Source organism: Paenibacillus oenotherae, from assembly GCF_019443105.1.
GTDB classification, from domain to species: domain Bacteria; phylum Bacillota; class Bacilli; order Paenibacillales; family Paenibacillaceae; genus Paenibacillus_Z; species Paenibacillus_Z oenotherae.
This window is the reverse complement of record NZ_JAHZIJ010000022.1, coordinates 1-25,972: the sequence shown is the minus strand read 5'-3', so window position 1 is coordinate 25,972 and position 25,972 is coordinate 1. Positions and strand designations below refer to the sequence as shown.

Here is a 25,972-nt window from a genome sequence, read left to right as displayed (position 1 = left end):
ATCTCTATCCATTATTTAATTCCGGATTTTGATGCGAATATAACCGATATTGATGTAAAATAAATGGGGAGGGATGATGCGATGAAAGCGATGCGGAAGCATTTTATGGAGAATGATGAATTTCCCCTGCAGTTCGTCTACCGGGATACGAAGAGTCCGCAGAGCGAGCTGCCGGAGCATGTGCATGACTGGAATGAAATTGTATATGTTTACAGCGGGAGGGGAACCTTCTTCATAGACAGCCTTTTCTTCGAGATGCGAGCGGGCGATATCTTTCTTCTGCCTGGTGACACCATTCATCATGCTGTTCCTGACAAGAGCAACCCTGTCACTTCTTCTGTCGTGTATTTCGGCCGCAAGCTAATTCCTGAGCTCTCGCTTGGCGAATCCTTTTCTCTGCCTGCCTTGTTCGATAACATCAGGCAGAGCGGACAATATAGAGTAACCTTGAATGAGGCGGACAGAGCCTCCTTTATGAACGGGATTGAGCGCATTCATGAGGAGGTGCAATCCCGCCAGCAGGGAAACCATTTCGCGATCAGGCTTATTCTCCATCAGCTGCTGCTGGAGCTGTCGCGATCTCAGCAGCTGGACTTCGAAGAGATGAGGAGCCCTGCGCAGGGCTCGCCCTATCCATGGCTGCAGGAAACGCTTCTCTATATCGATACGAACCCGGAGCTTCCCCTTACCTTGTCGCTATTGGCGAAGAGGGCGCTTGTCAGCCGTGAGCATCTGAGCCGGGTATTCAAGGACATGACCGGGATGAAGCTGACGGATTACATCCATGCCAAGAAGATTCTTCATGCCAAGCAGCTGTTGATCCACACGACAGCCAGCATCGAAGAGATCGCAGAGCGATGCGGGTTCGAGACATTGACACACTTTCACCGCGTCTTCAAGAAACGGATGGAGATGACGCCAGCCGTCTTCCGCAAGCAGTCCTCTACAGCTCAAGCCGCCATCGAATAAAGGTTTAGGAGCTGCTGTTATTTCCAAATGACAGCCCAAAGGCAGCGTGAATGACTCCTGTAAAATAGGCACAGAACCTTTCCAGCTACTCACAGAGTAGAGGAGAGGTTCTTTTTTATGGAGAATATTGCGGGCAGGCAGTCTGTCGGATACTGTAAAAAAATTTGTTGAAAAATATCAGTTATAGGTACATAATGGTTAATTATTATCCAGAAAATAGAGAATATTTTGAGATGGGGTGCAGCATGATCGAAGTGCGCGGACTAACCAAGGAGTACACGATTGTGAAGAAAAGTCCCGGTTTGAGAGGGGCGGTCAAAGGGCTTTTTGTAAGGGATTACACGGTCAAGCGTGCGGTTGATAATATCAACTTCTCTATCAACCAGGGCGAGCTGGTAGGCTACATAGGCGCTAATGGTGCTGGCAAATCGACCACGATCAAGATGCTCTCGGGAATTCTGACACCAAGCTCAGGCGAGGTGAAGGTTAATGGCATTATTCCCTATCAAGAGAGGAAGAAGAATGCACAGACCATCGGCGCTGTATTCGGACAACGAACACAGCTGTTCTGGGATATTGCTGTCCGGGAATCCTATCATCTGCTGAAGCATATCTACCAGATTCCAGACAAGCAGCATAAGGAAACACTGGAGATGTTCATAGAAGTCTTGAATCTCGGGCCTCTGCTGGCAACGCCGGTGAGACAGCTGTCCCTGGGACAGAAGATGCGCTGCGAGCTTGCGGCGGCTTTCTTGCATAACCCGTCTATCGTCTATCTGGATGAGCCGACGATTGGTCTGGATGTCGCAGTGAAGACGAGAATCCGCGCGTTTATTCGGGAGATGAACAAGCTGCACAACACGACTGTGCTGCTGACGACACATGATATGCAGGATATTGAGGAGATCTGCAACCGTATTATTATCATCGATGAGGGCAAGGTGCTCTATGATGGCAGTCTCGCCTCTATTAAAGAGCGATTCGGCCAGAAGCGGGTCATTCACTTCGAGCTGGACCTTGAAGGGGAGTTCACACTTCCGGCTGCCTTGGAGGGTAAAGCCAATGTAATACCGGGTGAGGAGGAGGGCAAGATCAGCTTATCCTTCTCTAGCAAGGAAATGAATGCGGCAGACGTCATTTCGGCGGTTCTTGGCGAATACCGCGCACGGGATTTGACGATTGCCGATCCGAAAATCGAAACAATCGTTCATGAGATCTATGAACGTGGGGTGTAGCGCCGATGAGAAAATATTGGGAGTTAATGAAGTCGCAAATTAAGCTCGATTCCGCCTATACCATATGGTACTGGTCGGGAACGGCCTCAACGATTCTAAGAGTATTCGTAATTTATGCCTTCTGGAGCGCGGTCTACGATAATCGGGTGGAGATTACCGGCATTCCGCTCAGTACGATGCTGACCTATGTGGTACTTGCTACACTGCTCAGCAACTATTCTGCGGGAGTAGGCTATGAGCTTGCGAACCGTGTCCGGAACGGGGAAGTCGCCATTGAGCTCATGCGCCCGTATGATCTTATGCATAAGCTTGTAGCGCTGGATTTGGGGACGAAGATCACAAGCTCTGTTCGCAATACGCTGCCGATCATCATTCTGTCGTTCATCTTTATCGGCATTAATTTGCCGCATACATGGTTTGCGGGGCCGCTCAGCATACTGAGCGCGATCATCGGGGTGTTCATTGGTGCCCAACTGGATATGATCATCGGTATTCTGGCTTTCTGGGTGTTCTATATTTGGGGGCTGCGTATATTGCGCAATGCGATTCTGCTGTTCTTCTCCGGCGCGCTGCTGCCAATCAGCTTGTTCCCGGATTGGCTGCAGACCGTCAGTACATTCCTGCCGTTCCAGTCCATTGTCTATGTTCCTGTGGCAATCTACACGGGTCAGATTACAGGGAGTGATATCTATTTTTCGATCCTGATGCAGCTGGTGTGGCTCGTCGTGATCTTCGGAATAATACGTTTATTGTGGTCGTTCGCCTTAAGAAGAGTGACCATCTTCGGAGGGTAAAGGGGGTTGCAGGGCAATGGTTCGTTATGCCAGATTATATTGGGAATTTTTCAAAATGCATATTAAGGTCATGATGGAGTACCGTATCGATTTTCTGATCGGCATTCTATCCGTATTTCTTATTCAAGGGACATCGATCTTTTTTGTAGCGATTGTATTTGACCATATTGAAGCACTTCATGGGTGGACATTCTATCAGATTCTGTTCATCTACGGAATTGCCCAGACGGGAAGAGCGCTGGAATTTATATTCTTCGATAATCTATGGGTGCTGGGCCAGAATTATATTCGGCCGGGGCAATTCGACCGGATACTCATCCGTCCTGTTAATCCATTATTCCATGTGCTTGCAGACCGCGTTCAGGCTGATGGGGTGGGGCAGGTGCTGATGGGCTTGATCGTCCTTATAACTGCGATGGTCAATCTGCCGATTGAATGGGGAATAAGCGAGCTGCTTCTCCTGGTCTTGATGATCGTATCCAGCGGGGCGATCTTCATGGCGGTTAATTTGTTCTTCGCAAGCCTTTCCTTCTGGATTGTAGACAGCATTCCGATTATGGGTGCGGTTTTCACGCTAAGCGATTTCACCCGTTACCCGATGTCGATCTACAACAGAAGCGTCAAATTTGTACTCACCTGGCTGATTCCTTACGGGTTCACAGCCTTCTACCCGGCTACCTTGTTCATCGAGAATTCAGAGTACACGATGATCGGGCTGCTGTCGCCGGTGGTCGCGATCATTTCGGTGACGATTGCGTACCAGGTGTGGAAGAAGGGGCTGAAAGCCTTCTCCAGCACGGGGAGCTAGCGAATTATAGCAAAAGAAGAGAGCATCCGAACTGCAGCTGCAGCGGGTGCTCTCTTTTTTAGGGAATGCGGAGCTTGCTCCGCTCGGCTATGAACGTTGCGTAAGCAAGCGAGGCGCACCCCGGTGCTTCGGCCGGCCGAGCCCATATCACTGCGCTTGGACGCTGAAAAGCGAATACATCCTCTTACAGCGCAGTGAGCGCTCGTGCAGAAGTGCCATAGGCCGATAAAACCCGCTTATCTCATCGCTAGGTCTAAACTATAACTATGCGTGGACGCTGAAAAGCGAATACATCCTCTTACAGCGCAGTGAGCGCTCGTGCAGAAGTGCCATAAGTCGATAAAACCCGCTTATCTCATCGCTAGGTCTAAACTATAACTATGCTTGGACGCTGAAAAGCGAATACATCCTCTTACAGCGCAGTGAGCGCTCGTGCAGAAGTGCCATAAGTCGATAAAACCTGCTTATGTCATCGCTAGGTCCAGGCTATCATTGTGCTTGATCGCTGAAACACGAATACATCCTCTTACAGCGCAGTGAACGCTCGTGCAGAAGTGCCATAAGTCGATAAAACCTGCTTATAGCACTTCTAGAGTCAGGACGGCGGCGTGGCCCCATTCACATGTGCGCGGCTGTGAATGCTTTATTCCGCTGAGCCTCTCTGTTCGAAGAGCTTGACGATCTCGATAATGACGTTGGTGGCGCGGAGCATGTTGTCTACCGACACGTATTCATACTTGCCGTGGTAATTCTCCCCGCCAGTGAAAATATTCGGTGTCGGCAACCCCATGTAAGAAAGCTGCGACCCGTCCGTGCCTCCGCGAATGGGCTGCACGATAGGCTCAATGCCCAGGTTCATCATTGCCTCGTGAGCGATATCGACGACCTCTCTGACCGGCTCGATCTTCTCTCTCATGTTGAAGTATTGATCCTTGATCTCCATGCTAATGCTTTCTTGCCCGTAGACAGCCTGAAGCTCCTCGACGATTCCAGTCAGTGTGGTCTTGCGGTCGTTGAATGCATGCCGGTCGAAATCCCGAATCAAGTAATGGAGCTTCGTCTCTTCCACATCTCCGTGAATGGAAATAAGGTGGAAGAAGCCTTCATAGCCCTCCGTTTGCTCGGGAACTTCCGCCACAGGCAGCCGCCGATGCAATTCCATGGCGATCTTGGCGGAGTGAACCATCTTGCCCTTGGCGGTGCCGGGGTGAACGTTAGTGCCTCGGCACGTAATTCTGGCTGCTGCCGCGTTGAAGCTCTCATATTGCAGCTCGCCAAGCGGCCCTCCGTCAATGGTATAAGCGTATGCAGCGCCGAAAGCATCCACATCGAAACGATGCGGCCCTCTTCCGATCTCTTCATCCGGCGTGAATGCGACTCTCACTTTGCCATGTTTAATTTCAGGATGCTGGAGCAAATACGCCATCGCAGTCATAATCTCGGCAATGCCGGCTTTGTTATCTGCTCCGAGAAGCGTAGTGCCGTCGGTCGTGATAAGTGTATGGCCCTTGTAACCGGCAAGCTCAGGGAACTCTCGCGGCGACAGCACAATGGGCCCAGCTGCATTCAACACAATATCCCCGCCATCGTAATCATTCACGAGCTGCGGCTTAACGCCTGCTCCTGTAAAGTCAGTTGCGGTATCAATATGGGCCAGGAAGCCGATGGTTGTTACGTTCTTGTCACTATTGGAAGGCAGAGTGGCCATCACATAGCCATTCTCGTCCATCGTTACATCCTCCATGCCGATCTCCTTCAGCTCGTCGGCCAGCATGCGGCCAAGCGTGAGCTGTCCGGGAGTTGATGGACATGTGCTGCTGCTGTCATCCGACTGGGTATCTACCTGCACGTAGGTGGTGAATCGGTTGATGATCTCGTTCTTCATTATCGTTCAGCTCCTGTTATTAGAAGTAGAAGGCTTGCATCTCTTCCGGAACGCCATTCCGGCGCAGCATATCGGCAATCGCTTCGCCGTTCCTGGGCGAGTCGCCCGCGGTCAAGAGACGGGCGGCGAATTTGTTGGCCTGGCGCTCGAATTTCCCCACATTGAAGAAGGATTGCTCGTCCAGCCAGAAACGGCTGAAGCCAGGGTGCAGCCTGTCATGCCCAAGCTCATGCGCACATACGAAGCGGCTCCAGTCATCGGACAGGCAATCATGTATAACGATGAATCTTCTTCGAAGCTTCTTATAATAAAGCCCTCTTGTTCGGTCTCCCAGGTCGGCATACCGGATATGGATACCAATTCCTTGGGCAATGACAAAAGGATCGTTGGTCTGGAATTTGCGTACGAGCTTTACGATCAGTTTATCCATGGCGCCACCCTATCGATTATGATTACTTTTGAAGTCATCCATGCTGTCGCTTTTTTTCTTGCGCTTGTTCATTTGCTTGGCATCCCAGAACAGTCCGGTCAGCACATCCAGCACCCGCTCGCGATCCCGTTCGGACATGGGCACGCCATCGAACATGATCTCGCCATCCTCTTCCAGCATCCGTTTGAAATCACGCTTGTCCTTGCCCGTCGCCCATTCAGGTATTTCGTAGTCTCTGCGGCCCAGCAAATAATCTGTTGATGTGTTCAGCATATCAGCAATTTTGGTCAATGTCTCCCCGGGGGGAGTCGCTACATCCCTCTCATAGTTGGAGAAATTGGCGCGGTTCATTCCAAGCTGCTCTGCCATCTGATCCTGCGTATACCCTCTCTTCATTCTTAGCTCTTTGATTCTTGCTCCAATCGCCACGGTAATCGCTCCTTTTAAGTAAATACAATTTACTTATTGACGAAAATATTATTTACATGTAACATTTCAATTGTAGGGTGCAGGGTTGATATCAAGTGAATTTTTCACAGGCATAACGTTAATATTATTTACTATTCCCATTATACGTTGTAAATATTATTAGCGCAATCTGGCGATAATATTTGCTTTAACGATCAGGAGGAATGAAGCGATGAAATATATTGATGAGTCGAAGCTGACCGATCATTTGGACGCTTGTATCGCATTAGCGGAGGGCAAGGAGGATTGGAGAATAGCGGAGGTGCTGCGGAATTTGCATAAGGAAATCAAGGGCGGAGAGTTCGCTGCAGAACATGATGAAAGGGGGCGGTCATAATGGAAGACATGATTGATGGCTACAAGGATACGAGGCGCATATTGAGGGCGCTTCGCACGCTGGTTACGAATGGGGCGGAGAGGCAAATTGTCGGCGATATGATAGGGGATTGTGATTATTCCCTGCAGTGGATGCAGACAGGGAGGCGTCCAGGCAACCGGCGCGGGATTGAAAGAAGGGCGGCTTACCAGCGTGAGAAGCTGATGGATCCTATACGGATGCAGTCCTTTGTGCAGGCAAGCAGCGGAGGAAGTCCGGCGAATCTCTCGGAGGATCAGCGATCGCGCATCAGGGAGGTGCTGTCCGGACTAACTGAACGCGAGCGGGATTGCTATGTGATGGCGCATGGCGAATGTTTCTCGCTGGCGGAGATCGGCCGCATGATCGGGATCAGCAAGGGAACTGTGCATACTTATGTACAGCGGGCGCAGAAGAAAATATCGGACAAGCTGGGAGATCAAGCTGTGTTGTAAGCCAGCCGGGGTGAAGCGATCGGCGGTCTGCGAAACGATTGTTCCGGTACGGAGCAACGGTCGCAGGCCGGGGCTTGGTCGGCGCGGCCGTGTTTATCCGTTTTTGCCTGTAAAGCTGATCCTTCGGATGGCAGCCAGTCCCAATAAATAGCAAGCGAATGAGAGAAATATATTGAAGCAGAGGAAGTATGCAAAGGCACTCAAGCCGTGAGCCCCTGTCTGAATGACCGATATGAAGGAGGGGTAATGAAAGGGCGAAAGCTCCCGGAACAGGAGGCCTTTCAAAGAATAACACAGGTACACTGCAAGCAATAGAATCGTCAGAATAACGCTTGCTGCTCTTGAATGGCGAAAAAAAATAGCGAAGCTCTGTCCAAGCGTGCAAAAGGCCAGCAAGCCGGAAACGAACAGAAGCATGGCCAGCCCTATGATGCTTGCAGGTGACAGCTGCAGCTGGAAGATGCGAATGAATTCCTCTTTCACGAGCGGGCCCCAATCATTCTGGAGTGAAAAAAAGAAGCTGCCTGTTATGAAATGAATAATCCCATACCAGACCCCATATATGGATATGATAATCATGATTGCCATATACTTTGCGGTCCACCATCTGAATCTTGAGCCGGATCGTGTGAGAAGGACAATATCATAGGCTCCATTGACACTGGGCAGGCAGTAAAGATATATCAATACCGGCAATAGTACGCCGATCCATACGAGAAGCCGGATCACCGTATCATTGACAAGTACCCCGCCAACAGATAACAGAAGATAGTCCCAAATGCTAATATAGCGGGATGCTGAATATTGCAAAATCATAATTAAGTGGAGAATAGAGAGCGATATGAAATAGATAGAGGTCGTCAACACGGTTCTTAATCGAAGGATTGTCAGCGTATTGAGATAGATAAGCAGTTTCATAGAAAGATCATCCCACATCGATTTTGATAAGCGCGGCGTCATATATAAGCAGTCGGTATGTGCTAGTGTTCTCCTCTGATCTCTACGCAAAAAATCCCTTTGAGCGCAAGAAATGCAAAAAGCTCCTCTTCGTTCTCCCACTCTCCCGTACATATGCCTGCCGGATTACTATTAATCCAACCGTTCCTTCGGAAGGAAGGGATATTCATTCTCAGCAACCCGATATCCTCTTGGGAATTGGTTATGATGGTCCATACACGTTCCCTGTGCTGTTGAAGCGGTCTCAATATTCCTTCTGCAAGGGAATAAACACGATCACAATAACGATAGATATCCTCCTGCACATGTGAAGAGATCATAACGGCTGTACCTCGGCCCGCGAGCTCTGCAATCAAATCAGCGAACAGATGCTTCTCGTCCCTGTCAAGTCCATGAGTGGGCTCATCGAGCAGCAGCACGCCCGGATTCTCCATAATCGCCTGAGCAATGCCTAGCCGCTGGCGCATGCTAGGAGAATAAGTTCTGAACGCACTATTATTATCGGGATTCAATCCAACGCGATGCATGGAATCCCGTATGTACGCGGCATCAACTTTTCCTTGAATGTGGGCAAGCATTGTTAAGTTCTGCAGACCGGACAGTGTTGGAAGAAAGACAGGAGATTCTATAAACGAGCCGACGCCTTCAGGCAGATTGCCGGCAACCCCGGGTCTTACCTTCCTGCCTGACACCCATACCTCCCCATGGTCCGCGTACATGAGGCCTGAAGCCAGCCTCAGCAGCGTGCTCTTGCCTGATCCGCTTGCGCCGGTAATACCGATCACAGCACCTGTAGCGAGCGATAGGTGGACATTTTTCAACACATGCTTGCTGCCTAAAGTTTTGGATACATTGCGAAATTCGATAAGAATAGAAGTCATGATTCGTAAACCACCTAACCCCAGTGCGCTAGAACTCATTTCCAAAATTAGTGAAACAATAGGGAATCCGATGGGGAGAGTTCTATCGTGTAATCATTTGGATGTTTGCTTCCATATTTATTTGGGCTAACTTGGACAGTCATTATTTTTTTGTGTTAATCTTATATAAAAAGGGAAGCGATATCAGGGATACATGTACATCAAAAAAGGTGTATACTCTATAAACGTTCCATTAATCGAAAATATGACGCCATAAATATAAAAAATCTATGATTTGATCAAAGCCAACGTTGGGCGGGCCGCAAACACCAGTTGATTTCAGCACTATACATTCTATAGGGCCCTACTGCGCTGCCCCTTTACCATTGAAGAAGATAGGGGTATTACTCATATGGAACAGTGGTTCTACTTGCTACGCAACAACATCGAAACTTTGGACCCTGAGTCACAGGAAATGATCTACCATTCATTCCGGCAATTTGTGTATAAGGATATTTATTTTATTGTCAGGGACCATTCTACTACCGAGGATATCATTCATGAAGCCTTTATCAAGGTTGTCGTGCAATGTCCCAAAGCCAAGCATTCATCCAACCTTCAGGGCTGGATTAAGCAGGTCACACGCAACACAGCATTGGACTGGTTAAGAAAAAATAAAAAAAATCGTCAGAATCTTGAACTGGATATCGTTAATATAGTAGAGCAGAAGGAGTACTTTGGCCAAAATGCAATAGGCGTAGCGTCGGAAGTGGAGAACAAACTCAGGGATGAACTGCTGCATCAAACGATAAATGAGCTGAAGCCGGACTATCGTATCCTGCTTTTGCTATACTACGTGGAAGAGAAGACATATAGCGAAATCTGCAGAGAGCTGCAGTTATCCGAGCAGGTTGTTACCCAGCGGTTGGCCAGAGCGCGCAAGAAGCTGCTTCAATACTTTTCAAGAAAATGGGTTGATCGTCATGAAAGATAATTCAGAACAACAAGAGGAAACATTCAAAAAAATTGTTCTAAACATTTATAATGATGTGGACATCCCAGACAATGCACAATCATGGAAGAAAGCCCAGGAGCAATTGAGAAAGAGACGCAGACGTATAAAGTGGGCCAATCGCGCCAAAGTTACGTCCGGAATCGTTGCCGTCTCGCTATTCATCAATCTCGCTTTGAATCTCAATATGCCAGTCACCTATGCTGATTTCTCATCACTGTTCCGTGAAGCCAAGAACCAGATGATTCAGATCTTCTTCCAGGATCCGAACAAGAATGAGGACAACAGCCACGCCAAGACCCCGCCTCCGGTAGAGGGGAACGAGACAAATTCAGCAGTACCTGAGCAAACCACATTGGATGATGCGAAGTCGAAGCTGATGTTCTCCCTGCGGACACCTGAATATGTGCCCGACGGCTATCGCCTGGATATCGTGCGGATCTTCAGGGAAGCGGAGAATGAGTACAGGAATGCTTTTCTGGAATACATCAATGAGTCAGGAGATCTTCTCAAGATGAATCAGCAGCTGATCGCCGAGCATTCCGGGTCTGTTAAGACGGATATTGCAGAGGGAGCTGGCGAAATTAAAGAGCTCGCTATTGATGGCGCTCCTGCTGTATTGGTTGTAATTCCAGATGGCTCGCACTACTTGGAGTGGTTGACGAAAGATATGATTGTCATAACGGTGTCCGGCAAAGTGTCAGAAGAGGACATTATCAAATTCGCAGAGTCGTTACATTAAAAAGGCAAGCGGCACTGAGTGCCGCTCGCCTTTTTTCTATCGTTTCGCTATGGAATGAGAATGGAAGAGGAATATCGGTATCCGTTCTCGCTCGTAGAGCCTTCCAGTATCCAGTGATAGGATTTGGTCCGGTAATAATAGCCGGATGTAACCGAGAGATTGCTATGAGACTGGTAGACATAAGAGGCTTCGGTCAGCTCCGTGTTGGCGCCGGTGTAGACATCAACCCAGGCAGATCCTGACCAGCGCTGCAGATACACTTTAACGCCAATCTTGTCCACTCGGATGACACCTGATGTATCGCCCCATATGGTGGCTTTATAATTCCCGGAGGTTCCAGAGTAAGAGATGCCGCATGTTCCATTCTCAAGATAATTAAAGGCAGGATCAAACACTGTAAACGGTGTGATCAGGATCGGCGGCGGCGGTGTCTTCGCTTGCTGCGAGAGTGCCGGTGAAGCGCTTGCAAAGATGTGTCCAGGGATAACCAGCAGTGCGATGACCAGCAGTAGACCAAGACGTGCGGCAGTAAATGTAGCTTTTTTCATTTATGACTCCTCCTTATTTATCTGATACAAATATATTAACGTTGCAATGTGTCGAAAACTAACGCTTTTTTCCTAATTTTTATAGGTAATTTTTACTAGTCTATTGGAGTGCCTTCCAGGGCCTATTCTTTGTCTTACGGTTGCCACCTATTAGTATAGAAACAGAACATACATTCCCGTTCGTGTGGAATGTTCTACACGCTCTGATTGACATTTGCAGACCCATTTAAAAACGGAAGGGTGATGATTCGTTATGATAGGTATGACGGTAGACGATGTGCTGGATGGGATAATGGATTCGCTCGGAGAAAAATATCCCGGGACAACGATGGCAGTCGGGGAAGCTAAGGAAGACTATCCCAAGCCGCTATTCGCGGTCAAACTGATGTCTGTGGCAAACAATCGCGAGATGGGTCGCAGGTACCAGCTTATACATCAGTTCAAAATCGAGTATATGACTTTAGTCCCTACATATAAAGGGCTTCATGATACTGCTAATCATTTATACACGATACTCGAGAATATTGCGGTGGCAGGCAATTTGATACAAGGAAGAGGAATGAGGCATGAAATTATTAATGGAGTGCTCCATTTCTATGTTCATTTTAATTTCCATGCATTGAGCGTTGTTACAAGAGGAGCTGGTTGAGTGGATGACCAAAAAGCCAAGCTGCATATAGAGCAGCTTGGCTACTGGTGTCTGGTGTACGCCTAAGTAATCTTCCTCCGGATCGCGCCGGAGATCAGATCAATGAGCGTGACCATCACAATGATCCCCAGCAAAATAATACCTACCCGATCCCAGTCCCGCGAGCTTTGCGCGAAGATGAGCGGAGTCCCGATGCCTCCTGCTCCAATAATGCCGAGAATCGTGGCGGAGCGGACATTAATCTCGAACCGGTAGAGTGTATAGGACAGAAAACCGGGCAGCACCTGAGGGATCACGGCGAACCACAGCATCTGCCAGTAGTTGGCGCCGGAAGCAACCAGTGCCTCTTGGGGTCCCCGGTCCATGCTCTCCACCTCTTCGGCGAACAGCTTGCCCAGCATGCCGACGGAATGCAGGCCAAGCGCAAGCACGCCCGCGAAAGAACCCGGGCCGACAGCTTTGATGAATAGAATCGCCATCACGATTTCGGGGAAGGAGCGGATGAAGCTCAGCACCATTCGGCCGGAAGCGGAGACTGTCCTTGCCCGGCTCATGTTGGCCGCAGACCAGAAGGCAAACGGAATACTCACCAGCGTCGAGATAAAGGTGCCAAGCGCGGCAATGGCGAGCGTATCCAACAGCCCCCGCAGCAGATCCTCGCCTTCGGGCAAATAGACATAGCCCCAGTCAGGGGAGAAAATGCCGGCGAAGATGGCCTGGGTCACCTGCCCTGCCGTCTCCTTCAGTCCCGTGAAGGGTATTCCGGCGAAAGCCCACACATAAAGTGCTGCCAGCGCCGCATAGATAAGCCAGCGATAGCGGCTCTTCCTTGGTTTCTGAACGATGGTATGCCATTGCTTCTTCGTAGTCATCATAGCAGCTTCTCCCGCAGCTTAGTGCTTGCATAATCAATCATGAGAACGATAGCCAAGGTGAAAATAATAATGGTGCAGGTCTTGTCATATTCCAGAAATCCCAGTGTGACCTCATAATAATGGCCGATTCCCCCGGCCCCGACCAAGCCGAGGATCGCCGCCGCCCGGACGTTGATCTCGAACGTATAGAGCACATAGGACATGAAATGCGCCTGAATTTGCGGAATAACGCCATATACGATCCACTGTGCGCGATTCGCTCCGACAGAGGTCAATGCCTCCAATGGACCGGGGTCAATCGTCTCGAGCGATTCATAAGTCAGCTTGGCGATCAGTCCCATCGAGAATATAACAAGTGCGAAAATGCCGGGAAGCGGGCCAAGCCCGAAGATGGATACGAAGATCGCTGCCAGAAGAAGGTCCGGCAATGTGCGGATCAGATTGAGCAGCAGTCGGGCGGGATGGTAGAGCCACCGGCTTGCCGCTATGTTGCCCGCGCACAGCAAGGCTACCGGAACAGCCAGCAAGGCGCCAATTGTCGTTCCCACCAGCGCCATGCGGATCGTCTCCAGCATGGCGCCGGCAATATTGTCAAGGTAGCTCCACTTGGGAGGGAACATGTCCCGGAGCAGATCCATCATATTCGGCAGCCCGTCAATAAGCTCGCCTAAGGTGGAGTCGGTATTCACCGCACTTCCCCAGAGAATAAGGACAATGAAGCCTGCGGTCAAATAATGCTTCAGCTTGCTCGGCGGTTTCGGACGCTTCAACTGTGCAATAGCTGTCTTGCTCATATCGCAGGTACTCCCAACCACTCATCCTGACTGATCGGACGTCCATAAATTTCCGCGAACCGCTCGTCCGTCGCCTCCGACACAGGTCCATCGAACACGACCTCGCCCGCCCGAAGCCCGATGATGCGTGTAGCATACTGTCTCGCCAGATCAATAAAGTGCAGGTTCACGATGGTCGTAATGCCAAGCTCCTGGTTGATGCCCTTCAGATCATCCATGACTTGCTTGGTTGTCAGTGGGTCAAGCGAGGCGACAGGCTCATCCGCCAGGATAATCTTCGCTTCCTGGGCCAGAACACGGGCGATTGCAACGCGCTGCTGCTGGCCGCCTGACAGCTCATCGGCCCGCGCATACGCCTTCTCAACGATATTGACCCGGTCCAGAGCGCGGAAGGCAATGTCAAGATCTCTCTCGGGGAATCTCCCTAATATCGTCCGCAAGGTGGAGTGATAGCCGACGCGGCCAGCCAGCACATTGCGAAGAACAGTCGCGCGCTTCACTAGGTTAAAGCTCTGGAAGATCATGCCGATATCACGGCGGATGGAACGCAGCTCCCTGCCGCTTGCTCTGGTAATCGAGCTGCCGTCGATCAGAATCTCCCCCTCCGTAATATCATGCAGCCGGTTAATCGAGCGAAGAAGAGTGGACTTGCCCGCGCCGGACAATCCAACGACGGCGATAAATTCCCCGCGGGCAATGGACAGCGTAATGCCGTTCAGGCCCTTGGTTCCATTGGGATAGGTCTTGGTTATGTTGCGGATCTGGATCACGGGTGCATCATCCTTTATAACAGTTATGGTAGAACAATAGCAGCCAGTACGAGTGAAGGACACTCGACTGGCTGCGCAATGGGGCATCTTTCGGGGAAGGGGCGGCAGAGGCGGCGAAGCGGGTTATTCCGCTACTCGGTTTTGACTTTCTGACCGTATTCACGAACAACGTTGAAAATGCTGTCCTCGGACTTCACGTAGCCTTCGTGCGAGTAGATTTCTTTGATAATGGCGCGGCCTGCAGGGTCTAAGCCGATATCGATAAAGGCTTGCTGGATCTTGGCAGACCATTCCGCATTCATATCGGAACGGACGGAGATCGTATCATTCGGAATATTGGCCGTATAAGTCAGTACACGTGTATCCTCGAATACAGTCGGATAGTCCTTCTTCACAATGTTGCGTGCGTCCTGGAAGATTGCCGCCGCATCCACATCGCCGTTCAGCACGGCAAGAACAGCCTGGTCATGACCTTTGACAGTGATCGCTTCAACATCACTCAGCGGATCAACCCCGTTGTCCATCATGATAGCGGCAGGCCATACATAGCCCGCTGAGGAGGTTACGTTCTGATAAGCGATCTTCTTGCCTTTCAGATCGGCTACAGATTGAATGGGGGAATCCTTCTTCACAATAATCATCGATTTGTAGAAATCGACGAGCTGGTCAGTCGGGGCACCGGTCTCATCCTGGACACCGAAGCGCTGTGCCTGGAGGATAACCTCGGCGGCTCCTTTTTCTTTGGCTAACACATAGGCTGTTGGGGGAAGAAAACCGACATCCACTTTATGGGAGGCCATTGCTTCAATGATTACGTTGTAATCGGTTGATACACTTACTTCTACAGGAATGCCCAGCTTGGCATTCAACAGCTCTTCCAACGGCTTGGCTTTTGCTTCAAGCGTATCGGCATTCTGGGACGGTACGAACTGCACGGTCAATTTCTCCGGCACATATCCAGTGGTCTCTGTCTCGCTGCCGGTTGTGTTATTCTCTGTCGTGTCTGCTGCTGGAGTGTTAGCGGCTTTGGTGTTGTTCGCGGTGTTGTTAGCCTCGTTGCCGCCGCATCCGCTGAGGACAACAAGGACAAGGAGAAGGGGGAGAACGATGGTCAGGATTCTTTTCAAAATGATACAACCTCCAGAAAGTTCCATAGTTTTGATTACTTGTCTAACTATAAGGAGGGTTTATTAACGGACCGTAAGAGCGTCGATAATGTTTTGTAAATGAATCTATTCGTAAGCGGTGCATGCGTATTCCTGTTAGAATAAAGAAGCATATATGATAGAGAAGGAGCATTCTGGATGGAAGATAGAGAAGCTGCTGCATTCATAGTAGACATACTGGCAACTAGCGATATACACGGGCATTTGTATCCTACAGACTATCGGACGCATGAAGATCGTAATATGGGCTTGGCCAAAGCAGCAACCTTGATCCGGCGGGAACGGCTGCGGTCGCCCGAACTGCTGCTGATCGACAATGGCGATCTCATTCAAGGGTCTCCGCTGTCTTATTATTACGCCCTTCAGCTTGGGGAGCAGGCGCATCCTGCAGTAGCCGTGCTGAACGAGCTTCAATATGATGCTGCCGTACTTGGCAATCATGAATTTAATTACGGCCTTGATGTGCTGCGCAAGGTTACGGGCGATTCAAGCTTCCCTTGGCTGTCAGCCGGCATAACGGATCGGGCGAGCCAGGAGCCTGCGTTCGGCAAGCCCTACATTGTGCGGACGTTCAGGAATGGAATCAAAGTCGCCATTCTAGGCGTGACGACGCACTATATCCCAAGCTGGGAGAACCCGCTTCACATTACGGGACTGGACTTCTCCGATGCGTTGGAGACAGTGAAGGCCTGGGCGCGCCGCATACGGGAGGATGAGAAGCCGGATCTGCTCGTGGTGTCCTATCACGGGGGGTTCGAGCGCAATCTCGCTACAGGAGCGCCGGAAGGCAAGGGAACGAGCGAGAATCAGGCATACGCGATGTGTATGGAAGTGGAAGGCCTGGATGTGCTAATTACCGGTCATCAGCATCGCGCGTTGGCGGCTGAAGTGAATGGCGTCACCATCATTCAGCCGAGCTGCAATGGGCAAGCTGTGGGGAAGATCAGTGTCTCCTTCACTGAAGTTGAGGGGCGCTGGACAATATCAGCGAAGAAGGCGGAGCTGCTGGGCGTGGATAATACCGTTGTCCCTGATGAGGCTGTTCTAAAATTGACGCAGGGCATCGAGTCGGAGACACAGGCATGGCTGGATCAGCAGATTGGTGAAGTAATCGGGGATATGTCGATATCGAGTCCGTTGGAATGCCGGAGAGCCGATCATCCGTTCATTGCTTTTATTAATAAGGTTCAGATGGATACAGCGGGTGTCCAGCTATCGGCTACGGCGTTGCTCAATCATGAGTCTGGGGGGTTCGGGTCCATCATTACGATGAGAGATATTCTGACCAACTTCATGTATCCCAACACGCTCACTGTATTGCGTCTGTCGGGCCAGGATATTGTGGAGGCGCTTGAACAGACGGCCTCCTACTTCCAAGTTGAAGCAGATGGAGGGCTTGGTGTGAATCCTGCTTATGTGGAGCCTAAGCTGCAGCACTACAATTATGATATGTGGGCAGGTATCGAATACGACCTGAATGTTGCAAGACCTATCGGCGAGCGTGTTGTGAAGCTGAGCCATAAAGGTCAGCCTGTCCTGCCCGATCAGCATTATGATGTTGTTCTGAACAGCTACCGAGCAGCCGGAGGCGGGGATTATGATATGTACAAGGGCAAGCCGATCATCCAAGAGATCGATATCGATATGTCGGAGCTGGTCGCCGATTACATTATTCAGCGGGGGACGATCCATGCAGCTGCCAGCAATCACTGGAGAGTTATTATAGACATGGGGAATCGGTAACAGGGATGGGGATGGCACTAGTTTGCGGGAATCATACCGACTGACAGGAACCCTGCTGACTAACAGGAACCATACCGACTAACAGGAACCCTACCAATTGACGGGATCTATACCAGTTAATAAGATCGATACCAGTTATAGCACGGGAACGGCATGGGTATTGCTTTTGCGGCCCTCTTTTGCAAGAATAGTAGAATAGGGTTGCTGCAATAGACTTGCCATCAGGAGGAATCAGGGTGTATCAGACTTATATATTTGACTTGTACGGCACATTGATTGATATTGAGACCGATGAGGACTGTCCACAGCTGTGGGAGGCCATGATGCATCATTTCCGCTATGAAGGTATGGAGACGACTGGGACGGAGCTCAAAGAGCTTGTTGCTCGGGAGGTGGAACGCCAGTTGTCTATAGCGAGGGAGAACTGCGAGTTTCCGGATTTCATCATGGAGGAAGTATTGGCAGAGATAGCCGCCAAGCTGGGCGGGAAGCCGTCATCGGCATGGCTGAACGAAACCGTTCGCTGGTTCCGCACCGTGTCCATGCGCCATATTGCCTTGTATGACGGAGTAATTGAGATATTGGAGAGTTTGCGGGATAAGGGCAAGAAAATATACCTTCTGTCCAATGGGCAGAAGACTTTCATAGAAGCGGAGCTGAAGCGGCTTGGCATCTATCATTTGTTCGATGGCATTGCGATCTCGTCAGAAGCCAGGCTGAGCAAGCCCGATCCGTTGTTCTATCACTATCTGGCGGATACTTACGGAGCTGATCTGTCTTCCGCGATCATGATCGGGAATGATCCCAGAACAGATCTGGAAGGCGCGAGAAGGATCGGGATAGACGCCTGCTATTTGCACACGGCCTCTTCTCCCGAGAATATGAAGGTGGAGTGCAAGTACCAGGTTTGGGATGGCGATCAAAGGCAGATTCCAGGCTGGCGGTAATAGTAGACTTTTGGAAGGGCGGGTCTCTGCGGAGGCCTGCTTTTTTTTGTAGTAGCCGTTTATTTTGCTAAGAAGCGCTGTGTGGAGGGCACGAACCAGTTCTATCCGTGATCGTGGGGTCGCTTGGCAGGGTCCGTTAGTTGTATGCAGCGGGAGTGGCAAGTGTGGCGGTGTGAGCGAGTGTAGGAGTGTGGAAATGTCGAGGTGTCAGAGTGTGGAAGTACAAAGTGCGCAGTGTGGAAATAAGAACCTGCTAAAGTGCAGGTATTTCCACTCGGAATGCAATATTTAGAGAAAAGCCTGCATAGGTACAGGAATTCCAGCCATTCTCCTCTGATATTAGGCTCATGTCATTAAAAAGATGCGTATATGCAGGAATGTTAGTGAATTAGATAGATAATGACGAAAATAGATGCGCAATCGCAGGAATTCCATAACGCCGAGCTCGAACAGACTATGAAGACGCTGGAACCCCGTAACGATGAGCTTGCACAGACTATGAAGACGCAGGAATTCCGCAACGCGAGCTCATGCAGACGAAGCTGCAACGGAGATGCTTGAATATACCATGTAGAAGGAGGGATACTACAACGACGAAGCTCGTACAGACATCTCCTACAGGTCATATAAACGCAGGAATGCCACAACGATGCTCGAAGCGCATACAGACCAGCTAACGCAGATACGCAGATGCTCCCGGCTCAGTGATCAACATCAGCAGCATGCAGAGGATCTGCTCTATGCATCAGACAAACTCCTTTTCACCAATATTTGCAAGCCCGGAAGTTTGAGTTAAACGGCGATTTATGTTATAATTTCGTTATAATTCAGGGAAAAGGAGGTGAAGTTGCATGTTATCTCGTGATACCTCGTCTAATCGTTCATTCTCTATCGTTTTGATCGTTTTATTTATGGTTTTTGCGATGCCTACTCCGCTTGTGGAGACGAACATCAGTGAAACGGCTCGCACAGTGTTGACCAAGGGAATCGAGAATATAGCAAGCAAGGTTGTCATACGCAAGCATATTGTACCGGAAGGAATGCGATTAGCTGCGCTTTTCTCTGCCTTGTCCTTTCTGCTGGTTGCCATGATAAGAGCGACTTGGGGCTCCTTATCCGAAACACATCTTTCGTTCTACCCTCAAATTGCCCGCCGGCTGACCCGGCTGCTGCTCTCCCCTATTAAGATGACATCTGTATTCGTGTAGTCACCATCCCCCCCAAAGCAATCATTCATTTCATCCATTATGATGATCTATTTGTTATGACCCGATGAAGCTGGAAAATTTCGGCTGCTGCCCACCGGTTTATTTGTGTTTCCGGTAAGCGCTTATTCAGCTGATTTTATATAGTGTGAATCACGTTCTCTGTTCATTTGAAAAAAACGACAGCCGAAGGTCTATTTGATATTGCCTAAAATCGGCACTCATACGCACAATCGGTCTTCGCAAGCTCTTAGTAAGCTCTTCGCAAGCTCAATAACCAATCAAGAATATAAAAGCAGGAGGTTTAATAGATGACGATTCGTGAAACAGATCTCCCCGGAATCGGCAAGAAGTTTCAGGTGACTACAAGAAGCGGCGATAAGCTGGTTATTGTTGTTCATGATGACGGCCGGCGGGAATGCTATCACTTTGATCCTGAAAGTCCTGACGACACCCTTTCTCTTATTACGCTGGATGATGATGAGGCGCGGCTGGTCGCTGGCATTATTGGCGGGATGACCTACAAGCCGCGGGCGCTGGAGACCATTGAGGTCGCTCTTGATGACCTTATTATTGAATGGTACCGGGTAGATCCCGAGTATAAATGCGTGGGTAAAACAATCGGTGAGCTGAATGTCCGCCATATCTCGGGTGCGACCATAATTGCAGTTGTTGAGAAGCATCAGTCCAAGCAGATCAATCCTGGGCCGGAGGTGCGCATAAAAGCGGAAGCTACACTTGTTGTGGCGGGCGAGAGGGGGCAGCAGAAGCTTTTCAAAAACATTTTGATGAACGGATGTGATTGAACAGATGAACTATATCGTATTTGAAATTGGAATAGCGATCGGGCTAATTGCGCTCGCGGGCCTGTTGTCTGCCAAGCTGCGGTTCTCCGTTATTCCATTCTATATATTGGTCGGCATGGCGGTGGGGCCTCATTCCTTCGAAATTTGGCATATTGATCTGCGGTTCATCGAGAGCCAGCCGTTGATTGAATTTCTTGGGCGGATTGGAGTATTGTTTTTGCTGTTCTATCTAGGGCTTGAGTTCTCGGTAGGGCGGTTAATCAAGTCCGGCAAATCCATTGCTGTCGGGGGTACGATCTACATTCTCATCAACTTCACACTCGGTCTGATATTCGGGTGGGTCGCGGGATTTCCGCTGTTGGAGCTGCTTATTATAGCGGGTATTACAACCATTTCCTCCAGCGCCATTGTGGCCAAAGTTCTTGTGGATCTGAAGCGGACGGCCAACCCGGAGACAGAGATGATTCTTGGCATTATTATGTTCGAGGATGTATTCCTGGCGATCTATATTTCTATCGTCTCCGGTCTGGTGTTAAGCGGCTCCTCTTCATTCTGGGGTGTTGCGACATCTGCACTGATCGCGCTGGGCTTCATGCTGCTCGTGCTTGTAGTAGGGCGCAAGGCAGTTCCGCTGCTCAACCGGCTGCTCAATATTCGATCCAATGAGCTGTTCCTGCTCGTTATCTTCGCCATTCTGTTTATTGTTGCCGGGTTCTCCGAGACGATTCATGTTGCGGAAGCGATCGGGGCGCTGCTTGTCGGTCTGGTACTGGCGGAAACGGAGCATATGAAGCGGATCGAGTCTAAAATATTGCCCTTCCGTGATTTCTTCGGAGCGATCTTCTTCTTCAGCTTTGGGCTGACGATTGATCCGACGACACTTGGCGGCGCTGTATGGTTGTCGATTGCCGCGGTTGTACTGACCTTGATCGGGAATTTCGCGGCAGGCATGTGGGCCGGGCACAGCGCCGGATTGTCTGCCAAGGCATCGGTCAATATCGGTTTCACCATAGTGGCAAGAGGTGAATTCTCAATTATAATGGCCAATCTGGCCAAAGCAGGGGGCTTGCTGCCGATCGTACAACCGTTCGCAGCATTGTACGTGCTGATACTGGCGGTTCTGGGGCCGCTGCTCACGAAGGAGACCAAAGGGATATACAGTCTTATGAGCCGGGTATTCCGCTTTAAGGAGAAGCGAGTTCAGCCGAGTAAACGTTGAACCTTTACTGCCATCACAAGTTTGAACTTCATTCTAAACCGGGATCAGGTGAGGAGGAATTCACTATGAGACATGCAAAGGAAACGATGCTTTGGAATAGAGGAGCCGGGTTGCAGGCGGAGAGTGGGGCAGCCCGTGCCGCCATCGCACTGGCGCTGATGCTGAGCGCGCTGGTCTGGCTTGAAGGAGCGGGGGTCATGCTGAGCGCTGCCACCTATGTCATCGTGGCTGCCTTGGCCTTTGTTGCTGCTTGTTATTTATCGAATCGCTCATCCTCCACAAGGATGATGCAAATCAGCAGCATCTATGGCGATGAAATCGACGAAGCGGTGCGGCGGGCAATTAACCGTGAGGTGATAAGAGTTACGAGCAGGAGGGTGGGAGACGGCCAGATTCAGCACACGCTGCAGCTGGCGATCTATCGGCTTGAGGAGCTGGCGGTCAAAGATCTCATACAATCTATCGATCCTGATGCCGTAGTGTGTGTCATCCCGATTAACCGATGGAGGGAGCTCGGCGAGGGCGGATCGAAGCCGCGGCGCTCGGGCAGACTGCCCGGTGTATCCAAATATGGCAACAAATTATCGGATTGACAGGGATGTACTCCTGGCGAAGAGGCCTTCGAGAGCAGGCCTCTTTATTGTTGTTCAGCTTCAGGGGGAGATACGATCTCAGGGTGCGGGTCATCGAGCCACTTTTTCCCCCACGTATTCATCTCCGTCATTACATTGCGGAAGTCGATCCCTTTCTGTGTCAAGGAATACTCTACCGTTACCGGAGTAGTAGGGTATACCTGGCGGCTGATGATCCCATTGTTCAACAGATGTTTCAGTGTATCGGACAGCGCCTTGGAGCTGACATTATTTAATTGCCGCTGCAGCTCGTTGTATCGTTTCGTACCGGAGAATAGCTGTGTGAGGATGTGAAAGGACCATTTGCCGCCGAAAATATCCAATACCTTAGATACATGCGCGAGGCAGAGGCCTTCCTTGAAATCTTCCAATGCAGTTCACCTACCTTACATATAGTTAGTAAGTAAATATCAATTTACAACATATAAATATTTTTCGTACTTTACAGTATAAAGTAAAGGAATTAAAATAACAACGTGAGAACTAATCCTATATAATTGGAGGAGATTGAACCAATGGCGCAGGACTTTTTGACTGCTGTTAGTGAAAGACGCAGCATTTATACTCTTAGCAAAGAATCGACAATTTCGGACGAGCGTATCTTGGAGATTGTGCAGGAGACGGTTAAACATACCCCATCATCCTTTAACTCGCAGAGCTCAAGATTAGTTGTGCTTCTAGGGGAGCAGCATGACAAGCTATGGGATCTGACGACGGATATTCTGAAGGCTATCGTTCCTGCCGACCAGTTCGAATCGACGCAGCAGCGAATGGACGGATTCCGCAACGGATACGGCACAGTGCTGTTCTTCGAGGAGCAGGCAGTCGTAGAACAATTGCAAGCGGGCTTCCCGACCTATCAGGATCGCTTTCCGGTATGGGCGCAGCATGCGAGTGCCATGCACCAATTCGTTCTGTGGACGGCTCTTGAGCAGGAAGGACTCGGGGCGAACCTGCAGCATTACAATCCGCTTATTGATGAGCAAGTCAAGGCGGAGTGGAGCTTGCCGGCGAGCTGGCAGCTTGTAGCGCAGATGCCTTTCGGCAAGCCTACAGCACCAGCTGGAGAGAAAACATTCCAGCCGCTTGAAGATCGTATTAAGCTGTTCAAATAATAGCCGAACCTGCAAGCGGGGCTGTCTCTGCGGTCATTGACCAAGAGACAGCCCCGTTATGGTGCCCTAGAGAAAAGGTTGTACATGCACGACGATTCTGGCCTCGATCTCGGAGAAGAGACACGGAATGGTGGTATTGAGCGCCACGGCGAGCCGTTGTATATTCCTGAGGCTGACATTGCGCTCTCCCCGCTCGATCCCTCCAATATAAGAACGGTCCAGTCCTGCTCTGGCCGCCAATATTTCCTGACTGAATCCATTCTTTGTTCGAAGCTCCTTAACCCTCTTCCCAAAATCAATCTGGATATCCAACTGTAACCCTCCGGTGGAAAAAAGTGAATGAAGCCCTTATTCTTTAATCGGAATTTCACCGCGAAATTTGTAGATATATAACAGCTGACAGTTCTATTCTAGTAGAACGGTACGTAAAGTCCGTAGACTTACTTGAAAATCCCCTTCTATAATACCTTTATATGGATTTATAAGCTTTTATAAGGAGGATATTATCAAGATGGGCAAGGGGAAGGGCATATTCCGCAAGAGAGTGGCAGCATTTGCATTGGTACTGTATGCTTCAGTTGCATTAGTATCGGCCGGCATCGCTTCCGCTGAAGGGGAAGGTACGGATATTAATTGGGTAGAGGGAACCGGGCAGCAGGTGCAGCTTGGTAAAGTAGCGAGCTTCAATCTTACAACGGATTTCGTGTTTCTGGATGGACCGAATACAGTGAAATTCGAAGAACAGTACGGAGACATTCCGACTGGAAGAGAGATTGGATCGATCTTCCCTATGGATCAAGAGCAGAACTGGGTCGTCTACTTCGAATATGAAGAATCCGGCCATATCGCAGATGAAGAGAAGAATGAGATTGATGCGGACGCACTGCTGGAAAGCTATAAGAACGGCAATGAGGAAGCGAACAAATCGAAGGAGGCAGCCAACCAACTGTTCGTTGACGGCTGGGACATACCGCCTGTGTACTCCGATAAGCTGCACAGCTTGAAATGGTCCTTGCTTCTTCATACAGGGGCGAATGAGCCGCTCATTAACTACAATGTCCGGCTGCTGACTCGCGAGGGCTATATCTCCGCGATTCTTGTATCCGATCCGGAGCATCTGGCTGCGGACATCGTAACCTTCGAAGAGCAGGTGCTTCCTAAGCTTACTATAGTTGAAGGACAGCGATATGCGGATTTCAATGAATCGACCGATAAGGTGGCAGAGTACGGGCTGACTGGACTTATTCTGGGCGGCGCAGGACTCGCTGTAGCGAAGAAATTCGGGCTGCTGCTTATTATCAAGAAATTCTGGTACCTGATTGTGGTTGGTATTGTCGGACTTGGTTCCTTCATCTGGAAGAGGGTTCGTTCTCTCTTCGGAAGGCGTCAAGCGCCAGGACATCATACGGAATCCAATTCACCTGATAATCAGGCTTAATCAGTCTGGAATAGTTGGAGCAAAGAACCTCTGTACCCGCTGCTACTGCTATGTGGGGCCGGAGGTTTTCTGCTTGGTTGTGCATGCCCGGATATGAGGCGGCGAATGAGATTTCAATTCATGGGAATGAAGTGGTGGGTACTGCGGAAATGGTATATGATAGAGGGTAAAGTAAGCAGAAAACAGGTGTGTATGACGTGATGAGTATATCTGATCTAATAGCTTATATGACAGAAGACAATTTGAAGCAGATGCTGGAGCAGTACCGATCCTTCGGACCGCTGCCAGGCATTCTTCTGACCTTTATGAAATCGTTTATTCCGCCCCTGCCTACAATTGTTATTGTTGGTGTGAATGCGGCTGTATACGGGTTGTGGCTTGGCTTTCTCTATTCATGGATCGGTATGGTATGCGGCTGTATGGTTACTTTCCTCATTGTACGCCGGATTTCCGGCCATCCGTATCTGGAGCGCTGGGCTCAGAAGCCCAAGGTGAAGAAGAGCATGGTATGGGTGCAGCGCAATGCATTCAGTTATGTGTTCCTGCTCAGTATATTTCCGGTCGGACCGTTCGTTGTCATTAATATGGCCGCGGCAATTGCACGCATGCGGGTTCGTTCCTTTATGATTGCGATTCTGTTCGGCAAAGCGATTATGGTATTATCCGTATCCTTCATTGGACATGATCTTACAAGGTTTATCCATAACCCGCTGGAACTGATCTATGTCGTCATATTCATCGGCTTGTCGCTATGGATCAGCAAGAGAATCGAACTGAAGTTTACGAAAAAACCAGTTGAAGCGGAAGAGGGAAACGGGCTGAATCCGTGATGTGCGGGAGCAGTGTTTGCTTATAAAGCATGCCTGGCACTGCAGCCGTATTGCACAATAAGAAGAACCTTCGATTTCACGATTCGTGAAGTCGAAGGTTCTTCTTTACTTATTCAGAGATTGAATTGTTGAATTGCTTCTTACTTGCCGATGCGAGCGAAAGGAACGGTCAGAAGGTCAGTGTCGCCCCACTCTTTCGGAGAGTTGGATTCGCTTACTCCTGGCGTGTCGGAAGTCGCCGGATCGTTAGGGATGGAATCTACAG

At 49.8% G+C, this 25,972-nt stretch carries 30 protein-coding genes; 18 read left to right on the top strand and 12 right to left on the bottom strand.

All coding sequences use genetic code 11. The features are described 5' to 3' along the window. Positions 1-81 precede the first annotated feature (81 nt). The 4 genes from K0T92_RS21325 to K0T92_RS21310 all read left to right on the top strand — a co-directional run bounded on the left by K0T92_RS21325 (position 82) and on the right by K0T92_RS21310 (position 3,806). Positions 82-969, top strand: a complete 888-nt coding sequence (locus K0T92_RS21325; protein WP_219874515.1) for an AraC family transcriptional regulator — start codon at positions 82-84, stop codon at positions 967-969. 245 nt (positions 970-1,214) lie between these two features. Further along, on the top strand, positions 1,215-2,204 hold the full coding sequence (locus K0T92_RS21320; protein ID WP_219874514.1) for an ABC transporter ATP-binding protein: 990 nt from the start codon (positions 1,215-1,217) through the stop codon (positions 2,202-2,204). A gap of 5 nt (positions 2,205-2,209) precedes the next feature. Then, the gene (locus tag K0T92_RS21315; RefSeq protein ID WP_219874513.1) at positions 2,210-2,998 is read left to right on the top strand and encodes an ABC transporter permease; all 789 of its coding nucleotides are present in this window, start codon (positions 2,210-2,212) and stop codon (positions 2,996-2,998) included. 16 nt (positions 2,999-3,014) lie between these two features. Then, positions 3,015-3,806, top strand: a complete 792-nt coding sequence (locus tag K0T92_RS21310; protein WP_219874512.1) for an ABC transporter permease — start codon at positions 3,015-3,017, stop codon at positions 3,804-3,806. A 643-nt stretch (positions 3,807-4,449) separates the two neighbouring features. Here the strand turns inward: K0T92_RS21310 and pepT are convergent. The 3 genes from pepT to K0T92_RS21295 are packed head-to-tail and all read right to left on the bottom strand — an operon-like array spanning position 4,450 to position 6,550. Further along, the gene (gene pepT, locus K0T92_RS21305; RefSeq protein ID WP_219874511.1) at positions 4,450-5,691 is read right to left on the bottom strand and encodes a peptidase T; all 1,242 of its coding nucleotides are present in this window, start codon (positions 5,689-5,691) and stop codon (positions 4,450-4,452) included. A gap of 19 nt (positions 5,692-5,710) precedes the next feature. Then, on the bottom strand, positions 5,711-6,121 hold the full coding sequence (locus tag K0T92_RS21300; protein ID WP_219874510.1) for an ImmA/IrrE family metallo-endopeptidase: 411 nt from the start codon (positions 6,119-6,121) through the stop codon (positions 5,711-5,713). 9 nt (positions 6,122-6,130) lie between these two features. After that, the gene (locus tag K0T92_RS21295) at positions 6,131-6,550 is read right to left on the bottom strand and encodes a helix-turn-helix domain-containing protein (protein ID WP_343223765.1); all 420 of its coding nucleotides are present in this window, start codon (positions 6,548-6,550) and stop codon (positions 6,131-6,133) included. Between the two features lie 211 nt (positions 6,551-6,761). Here K0T92_RS21295 and K0T92_RS21290 point away from each other — a divergent pair, with 211 nt between their 5' ends. Both K0T92_RS21290 and K0T92_RS21285 read left to right on the top strand, forming a co-directional pair. Continuing rightward, the gene (locus K0T92_RS21290) at positions 6,762-6,926 is read left to right on the top strand and encodes a hypothetical protein (protein WP_219874509.1); all 165 of its coding nucleotides are present in this window, start codon (positions 6,762-6,764) and stop codon (positions 6,924-6,926) included. Continuing rightward, positions 6,926-7,399, top strand: coding sequence for a sigma-70 family RNA polymerase sigma factor (locus K0T92_RS21285; protein ID WP_219874508.1), 474 nt, complete (start codon positions 6,926-6,928; stop codon positions 7,397-7,399). The genes K0T92_RS21290 and K0T92_RS21285 overlap by 1 nt, the downstream gene beginning before the upstream one ends. 93 nt (positions 7,400-7,492) lie before the next feature. Here the strand turns inward: K0T92_RS21285 and K0T92_RS21280 are convergent, their stop codons facing one another. Then, entirely contained in the window at positions 7,493-8,317 is an 825-nt protein-coding gene (locus K0T92_RS21280; RefSeq protein WP_219874507.1) for a hypothetical protein, read from the bottom strand. A 62-nt stretch (positions 8,318-8,379) separates the two neighbouring features. After that, positions 8,380-9,237, bottom strand: a complete 858-nt coding sequence (locus tag K0T92_RS21275; RefSeq protein ID WP_219874506.1) for an ATP-binding cassette domain-containing protein — start codon at positions 9,235-9,237, stop codon at positions 8,380-8,382. Positions 9,238-9,628: 391 nt separating this feature from the next. On the opposite strand from K0T92_RS21275, the gene K0T92_RS21270 reads away from it, so the two are divergent. Together K0T92_RS21270 and K0T92_RS21265 are read left to right on the top strand one after the other, a co-directional pair. Further along, positions 9,629-10,210, top strand: a complete 582-nt coding sequence (locus K0T92_RS21270; protein ID WP_219874505.1) for an RNA polymerase sigma factor — start codon at positions 9,629-9,631, stop codon at positions 10,208-10,210. After that, positions 10,200-10,970: a DUF4367 domain-containing protein gene (locus K0T92_RS21265; protein ID WP_219874504.1), complete on the top strand. Its 771-nt coding sequence runs from the start codon at positions 10,200-10,202 to the stop codon at positions 10,968-10,970. Before K0T92_RS21270 ends, K0T92_RS21265 begins: the two co-directional genes overlap by 11 nt. Before the next feature lie 47 nt (positions 10,971-11,017). Here K0T92_RS21265 and K0T92_RS21260 read toward each other — a convergent pair whose 3' ends face one another. Continuing rightward, a complete protein-coding gene (locus tag K0T92_RS21260; RefSeq protein ID WP_219874503.1) occupies positions 11,018-11,518 on the bottom strand; it encodes a hypothetical protein in 501 nt (166 codons plus the stop codon). A 253-nt stretch (positions 11,519-11,771) separates the two neighbouring features. Between K0T92_RS21260 and K0T92_RS21255 the strand changes: the two genes are divergently transcribed. Beyond that, the gene (locus K0T92_RS21255; RefSeq protein WP_219874502.1) at positions 11,772-12,167 is read left to right on the top strand and encodes a phage tail terminator family protein; all 396 of its coding nucleotides are present in this window, start codon (positions 11,772-11,774) and stop codon (positions 12,165-12,167) included. Between the two features lie 62 nt (positions 12,168-12,229). On the opposite strand, the gene phnE (K0T92_RS21250) is transcribed toward K0T92_RS21255, so the two are convergent. From phnE (K0T92_RS21250) to K0T92_RS21235, 4 genes are all read right to left on the bottom strand, one after another. Beyond that, complete coding sequence (gene phnE, locus K0T92_RS21250; RefSeq protein WP_219874564.1) at positions 12,230-13,039, bottom strand: phosphonate ABC transporter, permease protein PhnE; 810 nt, start codon at positions 13,037-13,039, stop codon at positions 12,230-12,232. Then, positions 13,039-13,836, bottom strand: a complete 798-nt coding sequence (gene phnE / locus K0T92_RS21245; protein WP_219874501.1) for a phosphonate ABC transporter, permease protein PhnE — start codon at positions 13,834-13,836, stop codon at positions 13,039-13,041. The genes phnE (K0T92_RS21250) and phnE (K0T92_RS21245) overlap by 1 nt, the downstream gene beginning before the upstream one ends. After that, positions 13,833-14,606, bottom strand: coding sequence for a phosphonate ABC transporter ATP-binding protein (phnC, locus tag K0T92_RS21240; protein ID WP_219874500.1), 774 nt, complete (start codon positions 14,604-14,606; stop codon positions 13,833-13,835). Before phnC ends, phnE (K0T92_RS21245) begins: the two co-directional genes overlap by 4 nt. Positions 14,607-14,737: 131 nt before the next feature. Continuing rightward, positions 14,738-15,736 (bottom strand): phosphate/phosphite/phosphonate ABC transporter substrate-binding protein, encoded by a 999-nt coding sequence (locus K0T92_RS21235; RefSeq protein ID WP_425517675.1) that lies wholly within the window; start codon positions 15,734-15,736, stop codon positions 14,738-14,740. 174 nt (positions 15,737-15,910) lie between these two features. On the opposite strand from K0T92_RS21235, the gene K0T92_RS21230 reads away from it, so the two are divergent. The 6 genes from K0T92_RS21230 to K0T92_RS21205 all read left to right on the top strand — a co-directional run bounded on the left by K0T92_RS21230 (position 15,911) and on the right by K0T92_RS21205 (position 22,285). Further along, entirely contained in the window at positions 15,911-17,515 is a 1,605-nt protein-coding gene (locus K0T92_RS21230) for a bifunctional metallophosphatase/5'-nucleotidase (RefSeq protein ID WP_219874498.1), read from the top strand. Between the two features lie 236 nt (positions 17,516-17,751). Further along, positions 17,752-18,462 carry an HAD family hydrolase gene (locus K0T92_RS21225; protein WP_219874497.1) on the top strand — a complete coding sequence of 237 codons (711 nt, stop codon included), beginning with the start codon at positions 17,752-17,754 and terminating at the stop codon, positions 18,460-18,462. 851 nt (positions 18,463-19,313) lie between these two features. Beyond that, entirely contained in the window at positions 19,314-19,670 is a 357-nt protein-coding gene (locus K0T92_RS21220) for a hypothetical protein (RefSeq protein WP_219874496.1), read from the top strand. Positions 19,671-19,978: 308 nt separating this feature from the next. Continuing rightward, positions 19,979-20,473, top strand: coding sequence for a cation:proton antiporter regulatory subunit (locus K0T92_RS21215; RefSeq protein WP_219874495.1), 495 nt, complete (start codon positions 19,979-19,981; stop codon positions 20,471-20,473). A 4-nt stretch (positions 20,474-20,477) separates the two neighbouring features. Next, positions 20,478-21,692, top strand: coding sequence for a cation:proton antiporter (locus tag K0T92_RS21210; RefSeq protein ID WP_219874494.1), 1,215 nt, complete (start codon positions 20,478-20,480; stop codon positions 21,690-21,692). 65 nt (positions 21,693-21,757) lie between these two features. Next, positions 21,758-22,285 (top strand): hypothetical protein, encoded by a 528-nt coding sequence (locus K0T92_RS21205; protein WP_219874493.1) that lies wholly within the window; start codon positions 21,758-21,760, stop codon positions 22,283-22,285. Positions 22,286-22,329: 44 nt separating this feature from the next. Here the strand turns inward: K0T92_RS21205 and K0T92_RS21200 are convergent, their stop codons facing one another. Next, a complete protein-coding gene (locus K0T92_RS21200) occupies positions 22,330-22,695 on the bottom strand; it encodes a winged helix-turn-helix transcriptional regulator (RefSeq protein ID WP_219874492.1) in 366 nt (121 codons plus the stop codon). 144 nt (positions 22,696-22,839) lie between these two features. Between K0T92_RS21200 and K0T92_RS21195 the strand changes: the two genes are divergently transcribed. After that, positions 22,840-23,439, top strand: coding sequence for a nitroreductase family protein (locus tag K0T92_RS21195; protein WP_219874491.1), 600 nt, complete (start codon positions 22,840-22,842; stop codon positions 23,437-23,439). Positions 23,440-23,505: 66 nt separating this feature from the next. Here K0T92_RS21195 and K0T92_RS21190 read toward each other — a convergent pair whose 3' ends face one another. Beyond that, a complete protein-coding gene (locus K0T92_RS21190; protein ID WP_219874490.1) occupies positions 23,506-23,751 on the bottom strand; it encodes a helix-turn-helix domain-containing protein in 246 nt (81 codons plus the stop codon). A 199-nt stretch (positions 23,752-23,950) separates the two neighbouring features. On the opposite strand from K0T92_RS21190, the gene K0T92_RS21185 reads away from it, so the two are divergent. Both K0T92_RS21185 and K0T92_RS21180 read left to right on the top strand, forming a co-directional pair. Beyond that, complete coding sequence (locus K0T92_RS21185) at positions 23,951-24,877, top strand: DUF2167 domain-containing protein (protein ID WP_219874489.1); 927 nt, start codon at positions 23,951-23,953, stop codon at positions 24,875-24,877. A 200-nt stretch (positions 24,878-25,077) separates the two neighbouring features. Then, on the top strand, positions 25,078-25,707 hold the full coding sequence (locus tag K0T92_RS21180) for a TVP38/TMEM64 family protein (protein WP_219874488.1): 630 nt from the start codon (positions 25,078-25,080) through the stop codon (positions 25,705-25,707). Positions 25,708-25,972 lie beyond the last annotated feature (265 nt).